General features: G+C 41.0%; 3 protein-coding genes. 2 read left to right on the top strand and 1 reads right to left on the bottom strand.

Annotation, left to right across the window (positions count from 1 at the left end):
• Window positions 1-202: 202 nt before the first annotated feature.
• A complete protein-coding gene (locus H5202_RS15345) occupies window positions 203-556 on the bottom strand; it encodes a hypothetical protein (RefSeq protein WP_182772845.1) in 354 nt (117 codons plus the stop codon).
• A gap of 167 nt (window positions 557-723) precedes the next feature.
• On the opposite strand from H5202_RS15345, the gene H5202_RS15340 reads away from it, so the two are divergent.
• Together H5202_RS15340 and H5202_RS15335 are read left to right on the top strand one after the other, a co-directional pair.
• Window positions 724-6999: an Ig-like domain-containing protein gene (locus H5202_RS15340; RefSeq protein ID WP_182772844.1), complete on the top strand. Its 6276-nt coding sequence runs from the start codon at window positions 724-726 to the stop codon at window positions 6997-6999.
• 3 nt (window positions 7000-7002) lie between these two features.
• Window positions 7003-8673, top strand: a 1671-nt coding sequence (locus tag H5202_RS15335; protein ID WP_182772843.1) for a hypothetical protein, incomplete at its 3' end; no start/stop codon positions are given.

Below are 8673 nucleotides of genomic sequence, written 5' to 3'. Positions count from 1 at the left end.
TGATACTCAGCCAGTAAAGCGCGCTGTTTATAGTAAGTGGTGATAGAGACATTATGGTGTTGGCAAAATTCGATATTAGTGCCACTAAACGAGCCGCGTTGTTGAAGTAGCATCTGCCACTGAGTCGTTGTTCTGTATGTTTTCATCACCTGCTCCAAATTTATCATTGAGCAGGTATTTTTAGACAATCAGAACATCGATGCTAGGTGTACTTCGCTAGACGCATACCAATGACATGAGGTAATTCATTTTTTGTAATTTGTATTGAGGTTTTATCAGACCAATTAAATTGCTTTGGACCAGTTGCATTAGCTGCCTCTAGCATCACAGTTTCCCACTGAGACTTTCGAGTGATAGACGGTTTTAGTTCGATAGCAGCTTTTGTACCGTGACATTTTAATGAGTAAAATTCACTGAATGCACCACTGTATCGTGGATTGTTTGTTTCTTGATATGATTCATGATTATGGTATCCGTTCTCGGTATGCTCATATGCTTGAACTGGCGGCTCATCAAAATGTGCTGTTGAGTAGATACTGTTGTTATCGTGAAACATGATTACTCCTATTTGTCTTTCTTTCTATTTTCACTCTACTTCCAAATCCAGCAACCGAAGAAAAGCAAAAAAATAAATAGCGCGTCCTAAAAAGCCTCTGAACCAAACAAAACTAGGTAAACAGTTAAGTAAAATAATCCGTGGAATAGTCTATCGCGGAGATTTAAATGAACGGATTAATGAGATTTTTGGCATTAATAACGGTGTTGGGTTTTATCCCAGTGAGTTATGCCTCTAGCAACACAGCCACACTGTTACCCGAAATAAAGGCGCTTGCATTAGACAAGTTAGTGCTTGATAGAACTAATGTGCCGGTAACCGTTCTAGAAACTTCACCAATAACCGATTCCAACGGCAAGGTCGCACAAGGTTTGACTGAAATAAGAGTCACCTTAGCGAGTGATGCTGTTTCAAGCATCATCATTCAAGGTAAAACTCTAAAGCCGGGAGAAACGCTTAAAATTGTTCAAGATTTTTCATTGACTGGGGGAGCCTTAAAAATCCCATTTAATCCGGCAGAGTCAAACATTGTTGGTTTATCCCATTACACGTTAGAAATTCCGAAAGTTACAGCTGAGGTTTGTCCAGACTCATATACTCAGGATGCAGCGACAAGTACGTGTCAAAAGGTAAATACAACAAGTTTACTTTACACGTGTCCTGGTGATGATTGGGCTATTTCAGGTGACGTCACGAAATGTACTAAGCAAACAGAAATACCAAAAGTCAGCTGCCCAAGTGGGTACGTGAGCAACAAAGATGGAACCTGCACTAAGACCGAATTCCAAGATACTCTCGTTAAATGTTCAACTGGTTATACCTATTCCGAAGAAAATAAAAGATGTGAAAAAACTATCGTAGAAGCCGCATCTAAGACTTGCCCTGATAGTTCCTATAGTTATCAGGCCGCAACAAATGATTGCCGCAAAACGATTACTCAAAATGTGAATTTTGAATGTTTATCTGGATTTTCGTATAACGCGACATCAAAGATTTGTGAGAGAACACTAAGCGCAGTGGCGACGCCAACTTGCGCAACAGGTTTCGCTTACTCAGTAATAAATCAACGATGTGAAAAGACCGTAGAGCAAATTGCCTCTAAAGTTTGTGCGACAGGGTATACCTATTCCTCTGCAAATGATCGTTGCGAAAAGCCATTGACTGAAGATGCAGATCCAGTTTGTAGTGCAGGTTACGCCTATTCTGTAGCAAATAAGCGTTGTGAAAAGACCTTAACTCAAACCGCTTCTAAAGTATGTGTAACAGGATACGCTTATAATTCAGGGACAGATCGCTGTGAAAAGACAACCACATCAGCTGCGTCAGCGGTGTGTACCAGCGGCTATACATATTCAGCCGCGAATAGCCGTTGTGAAAAAACGGTAACACAAACGGCTAGCAAAGTGTGTCCCAATGGATATTCATTCTCAACAACAAACAATCGTTGCGAGAAAACCACAACATCTGCGGCCTCAGCCGTGTGCGCGTCAGGCTACACTTATTCAACAGCTAATTCACGCTGCGAAAAAACGGTAACTGAAGTAGCAAGCAAAGTGTGCGCGTCTGGCTATACCTATTCTTCAACAAACAATCGTTGCGAGAAAACCACCACATCAGCAGCCTCAGTTGTGTGTGCCAGCGGTTACACCTATTCAGCAGCTAATTCACGCTGCGAAAAAACGGTGACTCAAACGGCTAGCAAAGTGTGTGCTTCGGGTTACACTTACTCTGCTACAAACAATCGTTGCGAGAAAACCACCACATCAGCAGCCTCAGTTGTGTGCGCCAGCGGTTACACCTATTCAGCAGCTAATTCGCGCTGCGAAAAAACAGTAATTGAAGCAGCAAGCAAAGTGTGTGCGTCAGGCTATACTTATTCTTCATCAAATAATCGATGTGAGAAAACAATAACCCAGAACGCTTCAGCAGTATGTGCTAGCGGTTATACCTACTCTGCAACCAATTCACGCTGTGAACGAACCCTTACTCAAGCAGCAAGCAAGTCTTGTTTATCTGGATATAGTTACACATCTTTAACCGATAGTTGTGAAAAAACAATAACTCAAGTTGCATCAGCAGTATGTGCTAGTGGCTATACCTATTCTTCATCTAATTCACGCTGCGAAAAAACGGTAACTGAAGTAGCAAGCAAAGTGTGCGCGTCAGGTTATACCTATTCTTCAACAAATAATCGTTGCGAGAAAACTACGACATCAGCGGCCTCGGCTGTATGCGCTAGCGGTTACACCTATTCTGCAGCTAATTCGCGCTGTGAAAAAACAGTGACTCAAACGGCTAGCAAAGTGTGTGCTTCGGGTTACACTTACTCTGCTACAAACAATCGTTGCGAGAAAACCACCACATCAGCAGCCTCGGCTGTGTGCGCTAGCGGATATACCTATTCAGCAGCTAATTCACGTTGTGAAAAAACAGTGACTCAAACGGCTAGCAAAGTGTGTGCGTCTGGTTACACATACTCGGCTACAAATAATCAATGTGAAAGAACGTTAGCTCAAGCCCCAACTTGTGGTTCAGGATACAGCTATAATTCTTCTACTGATCTTTGCCAATCAATAGCCACATATTCACCATTTTGTCCAACTGGAACTAAAAGTGGTTTAGATGGGCTTTGTTATACAAAGTATTTTGGTTATGCGTGTGATTTATATGAATACCAAAATAATAGGGGGGCTTGTGATTTTGAAAACGGTGCTTGTAGCTGTTATAACGAGATAACAAAAACTAACCAAATTCTTCCTGATAATTGTTCCGGTTCCTCTAAAGGTTTTGATTCGATGGGGACTTGCGGTTACGTACCAGGAGCTGCGCCATCGCAATGTTTATCCGGTCACACTTTGGTAAATGGTACTTGTCAAAGTGTAACTACTGTATCTGCGACGTGCTCTACGGGTTACAGCTTAAATGGTTCTTCAGACAATTGTGAAAAATTTGAATCTCAAGCATTTAGCTATAGCTGCCCTACAAATTATACCCTAAGTGGCAGTACCTGTTCACAGCTTCAAACAGTAGCAAATACATGGAGCTGTCCAAGTGCCAGTTATTCGCTAAGTGGGTCAACTTGTAGCCTGCTAGAAACGCAGGCATTTAGCTATAACTGCCCTACAAATTATACCCTAAGTGGCAGTACCTGTTCGCAGCTTCAAACAGTAGCAAATACATGGAGCTGTCCAAGTGCCAGTTATTCGCTAAGTGGGTCAACTTGTAGCCTACTAGAAACACAGGCATTTAGTTATAACTGCCCTACAAATTATACCCTAAGTGGCAGTACCTGTTCACAGCTTCAAACAGTAGCAAACACATGGAGCTGCCCAAGTGCCAGTTATACACTAAGTGGGAGCTCGTGCAGTCAGATTCTATCGCAGGCGTTTTATTATGACTGCCCCACAGGTTATTCTTTAAATGGAAATTCGTGTTCAAAACAGGAAAATACAGCAAATTCGTGGAGCTGCCCAAGTGCCAGTTATTCGCTAAGTGGGTCAACTTGTAGCCTGCTAGAAACGCAGGCATTTAGCTATAACTGCCCTACAAATTATACCCTAAGTGGCAGTACCTGTTCGCAGCTTCAAACGGCAGCAAATACATGGAGCTGTCCAAGTGCCAGTTATTCGCTAAGCGGGTCAACTTGTAGCCTGCTAGAAACACAGGGATTTAGCTATAACTGCCCTACAAATTATACCCTAAGTGGCAGTACCTGTTCGCAGCTTCAAACAGTAGCAAATACATGGAGCTGCCCAAGTGCCAGTTATTCGCTAAGTGGGTCAACTTGTAGCCTGCTAGAAACACAGGCATTTAGTTATAACTGCCCTACAAATTATACCCTAAGTGGCAGTACCTGTTCACAGCTTCAAACGGCAGCAAATACGTGGAACTGTCCAAGTGCCAGTCACACCTTAAGTGGAAGCACTTGTAGTTTGTTAGAAACACAGGCGTTTAGCTATAGCTGCCCTACAAATTTTACCCTAAGTGGCAGTACCTGTTCACAACTTCAAACGGCAGCAAATACGTGGAGCTGCCCAAGTGCCAGTTATTCGCTAAGTGGGTCAACTTGTAGCCTGCTAGAAACTCAGGCGTTTAGCTATAGCTGTCCAGCAGATTATACTCGCAATAATTCTGTCTGTAGTAAGGTCGTTAATACCGCAAACACATGGTCTTGCGATGCTAATTGGACACTATCAGGTTCATCTTGCCATTCTATAGATACGTTAACTTATGCTTACACTTGCCCTGATTACTATGATAATCATAATGATGGTTCGTGTACCCAACTACAAAACAGAGATAATGGATGGACTTGTCCAGAGAATTATACTGATAACAATGACGGTTCATGTAGTTGGTACCAAACTGGCGCATATTCATTGTCATGTCCAGACTCTTCGTATACTCCGAATTCAACCACGGAAATATGTGAGAAAGTATTAACTAATAATCATATATATAAGTGTAATGATCCTAAGTATTCATTATCAGGTTCTAGTTGTTCGTTGTTATTAACTGAAACTGAAAGTTGGGTCTGTGCTGATCCTTCATTTAATAAGGTATCAGATGAACAATGTAAGAAAGTAACTAACTCTAATTTAGTTGGTACGTGCCCGGTAGGTTTTATCAAATCGACAGATGCTAAGTCTTGCGTATTTATTGATACAACGCCACTAGTTAAGAGTTGTAGCGCGTCATATGAACTCATAGGTGGAGAGTGTGTTAAAGATGTGTTCGCTGCGCCTAAGTGTTCTTCTACTATTGTGGATGCATCTTGTACGTGCGAAGCAGGAATGACGCTGAACTTAACAACATACCAATGTGAAGGCATAGAAAAATCATCTGTATTATCGAGTTGCCCAGAAGGTTACACATCGAAAGATGGCCAATGTGAATACAATAAGACGGTCAGTGTTGTGTATGATTACTGTCCATCAGGTATGTCTGAAACGTTCTTAAACTGTGTTTTAAAACAAGAGATACCTATTACAGACAGCTGTAATGCACCTTACACCGTTCAAGGCAATCAATGTAAATATGTAGATCAGCTCCCGCTTGGATACGCTTCTGGAGTAGAGTCGAAAACTTTTGAAGGCGATATTAAAACTGAGCTATCAACTATCAAAGTAGCCAAGGATACATTTGACGCGATTGTTAGTGAAATATCAGAAATACCATTAGATGATCTTACTGGATGTCGCTTAGTCGATTCTGAGGTTTTGGCTCAAGGCGTGATAAAAAAAGGTGATGTACCTTGTTATATCAAATGGACAGATTTACCTGATGGTATAAGTGGTGACAGTAAAAAATTAACGGGGATATTTAAGAAATCTGGCGTTCAATCGGCTGGATATGAACTATATGGGTTCAATGGTTCGACATTAGACGAATTTAAAATTTCTTCAGGTTCAATAGCTTTAAATGTTAATGAACCAGAAAAACCTTTATTAACCGACATCACAACTCGATTAATGAGTAAGGTGTTGAAAGGATTCGAAATGTACAATTATAGCGCGTCAAGCAAGTTATCGATGACGACGTTATTAGTAGAGCCTCGAAACTATGTACAAACTTTGACAGTAGATGGCGTCGGTTCGTGCGAAGTCCCTGTGGGAGCCAACTCATGTATAGTTTATAGCAATATTTCATATACGCGTGAACCATCATCGCTTCAAACAGACAGTAACTACATTATTAAAGCCAATAGTAAGATTGGCGGCTGGCCAGATGAAGAACAGACAAAAAAGGACTGGGTTATTCATCATGATTTCCGTGGACCGAATATTGTATTTACGACATTTAATCCTACGCTTGAGGACGAACCAGTTGTCAATAGTGATTTAAGTTTCCCTGTTGTTGTCGCGGGTGGGACCGGGGCCGTTGGCGTAAGCAATCAACGCTCAGAATTGGATAGCACTGAAATTTGGTGGAGGCCATCCAAAGTAGAGTTGTTCTTTACTGCAAATGAAGGAACCAAAAGCGTAAACAAACTGAACGTTAATGGACAAGAAATTAGTTTTGACATTCCAAACACTATTTCAGATTTGCAAACATTAACGAATAAGTCAGTTGTTTCCGAGGGGCAGGCGAGCGCGTATCCTTTTGATATGAGTTCCCTAACACCTGGCGAATATACCGTAAAAGTGGTTGCCAAGGATTCATACAATAATGAATCGACAACCACTTATGAAAACGTCTTTGTATCTAGACCATTGCCACAAATTAAAGTTATGCACAAGAGTCGCTCTATTGAGCAACTTTCTTCAGCCCAAACCATTAATATGCTTGATGATGTAATGGTTGTAGCACATAACGGTCTGACTGGTGACACTGAAATCAAGAGCATTAAAATTGATGGCCGTGATGCAATCACAATCAATAGTGATGCTCATTTCAAAATGCTCACGAGTGAAGGCTTCGAGCTGGATGCGAACAAATCATAAGTTATGGAAGTTGAGGCGGAAGATAGTAATGGAAATATATCTACTCTTTCAATGCCTTTTAACTACCTACAAATCGCATTTGCTTTGAGTTACAAACCCGTCACAGTAATTCAAAAAGTAGAAGATGTGGCGCTTGCCGTTAATCGCACTCGGGGAGTTCGGTGTGATTTATATGGAACTAAAGCGGCTGCAACCTTGGCATCTAATGACAACAATTACGCTTGTTATATTGAGTGGACTCAATTACCAGAAGGCTTAAGCACGTTGGTCACGTCTTACCAATCAGCAGTATCGGGAGCCGTTAAAAATTTAGGTAAACATCAATTATCCTATGATGCTTATATCGTTAACAAAACCGGTAGCGTAGGGAAAGTTGGAAGTGAAACTGTCGAATTCGAATCAACCGAGCCATTACCGCTAACACTTGATTTAGATGAAAAATTAAAATTAAGTGATGGGGTTTATAGCGTATCCATTAACGATACTTTACTTGGACGATATACAGGTAAATCAAGCAGAGCGCATGTAGATGTCACTCTAAGCAATGAAAATGGAGATGAAAAGTATTACAAACATAATCAATTACCATTTGGAGAAATCCAAACATTTTCCGCATACGCAGAAAAGTTAGGTAATTCAGTGTTGTGGAATAAAATTGGTTACACATTAAAAGCAAGTTATCGATTAGCACCAGAAATCAATATTCAGAAAGATTTTGATTTAGTGGTAACGCCACATCCTTACATGCAAGTGTTGATGGAATTGGATAGCCCTAAATACGCTTCAACGGACACGATTTACGCCTCCGTTAAGCTAGGTCTTCGCAATAATGCTACTGGCTTGTTTGAATATAATGTAGCAACCATGGGTGATGGTTGGGATGTTTATTTGGCATTCAAGAACGGTCAAGTTTACGAACCAATAACTGAAGTCGTTGAGGCGGGAACTGATGGTATAGCCACTATCGGACTGGATGCCAACATTATTTTTGAACGGAACCAGGCGGTATATGCTGTTGCTAAGGCTAAATCACCATATCCTGAAATTGTTGTGGAGCGTATTTCTACACCTAGAAGCATTACCGTTGTTAAGGGGACTGCGGTAGAAGGTCAAGTGATCTCAAGACTGGTCCAATCTAGAGTGCCAGCGAATTTTGATATTCGATTTGATACAGCTTCTTATGATGACTTTAGAGTGTTGGGTGATATTGATTGGCAAATTGTAGATAGTACAGGGCAGTGGGTTACTGATGATGAGTTTGCAGACCGCCAGTACATATCAATCAAATCAACAAGTCCTGAAACGATCAAGGTTCGTGCTGTGTTAACGAATAAAGAAACGGGTGTTATTACAAATTCGGACGAAGTGACTTTGATTAGTTATGACATTCCAAAGTTAAAAATTGACGGTACTAATCAAGCTATATCTGGTCAGGATATTGAGTTATCTGCACTGGATAATGGTGAAGAACCGCAATTAGACACTATTGTTGAGTGGTCGCTCGATAATGGTGAAACTTGGGCTTTAGGTGATACAAAGTTCAATGTAGTCGTAGGAGAAACTGCATTAAAAATTAAGGCTCGTATGAAATATGCAAGCACATCATCCGAAGTACAAACAGGTCAATGGAGTGAAGCTATCAAATACATATCGGTGACCAAACCAAAACCGTTA

This window comes from Shewanella sp. SG41-4 (genome assembly GCF_014164505.1).
GTDB lineage: Bacteria > Pseudomonadota > Gammaproteobacteria > Enterobacterales > Shewanellaceae > Shewanella.
This window is presented reverse-complemented; position numbering and strand designations above follow the sequence as displayed.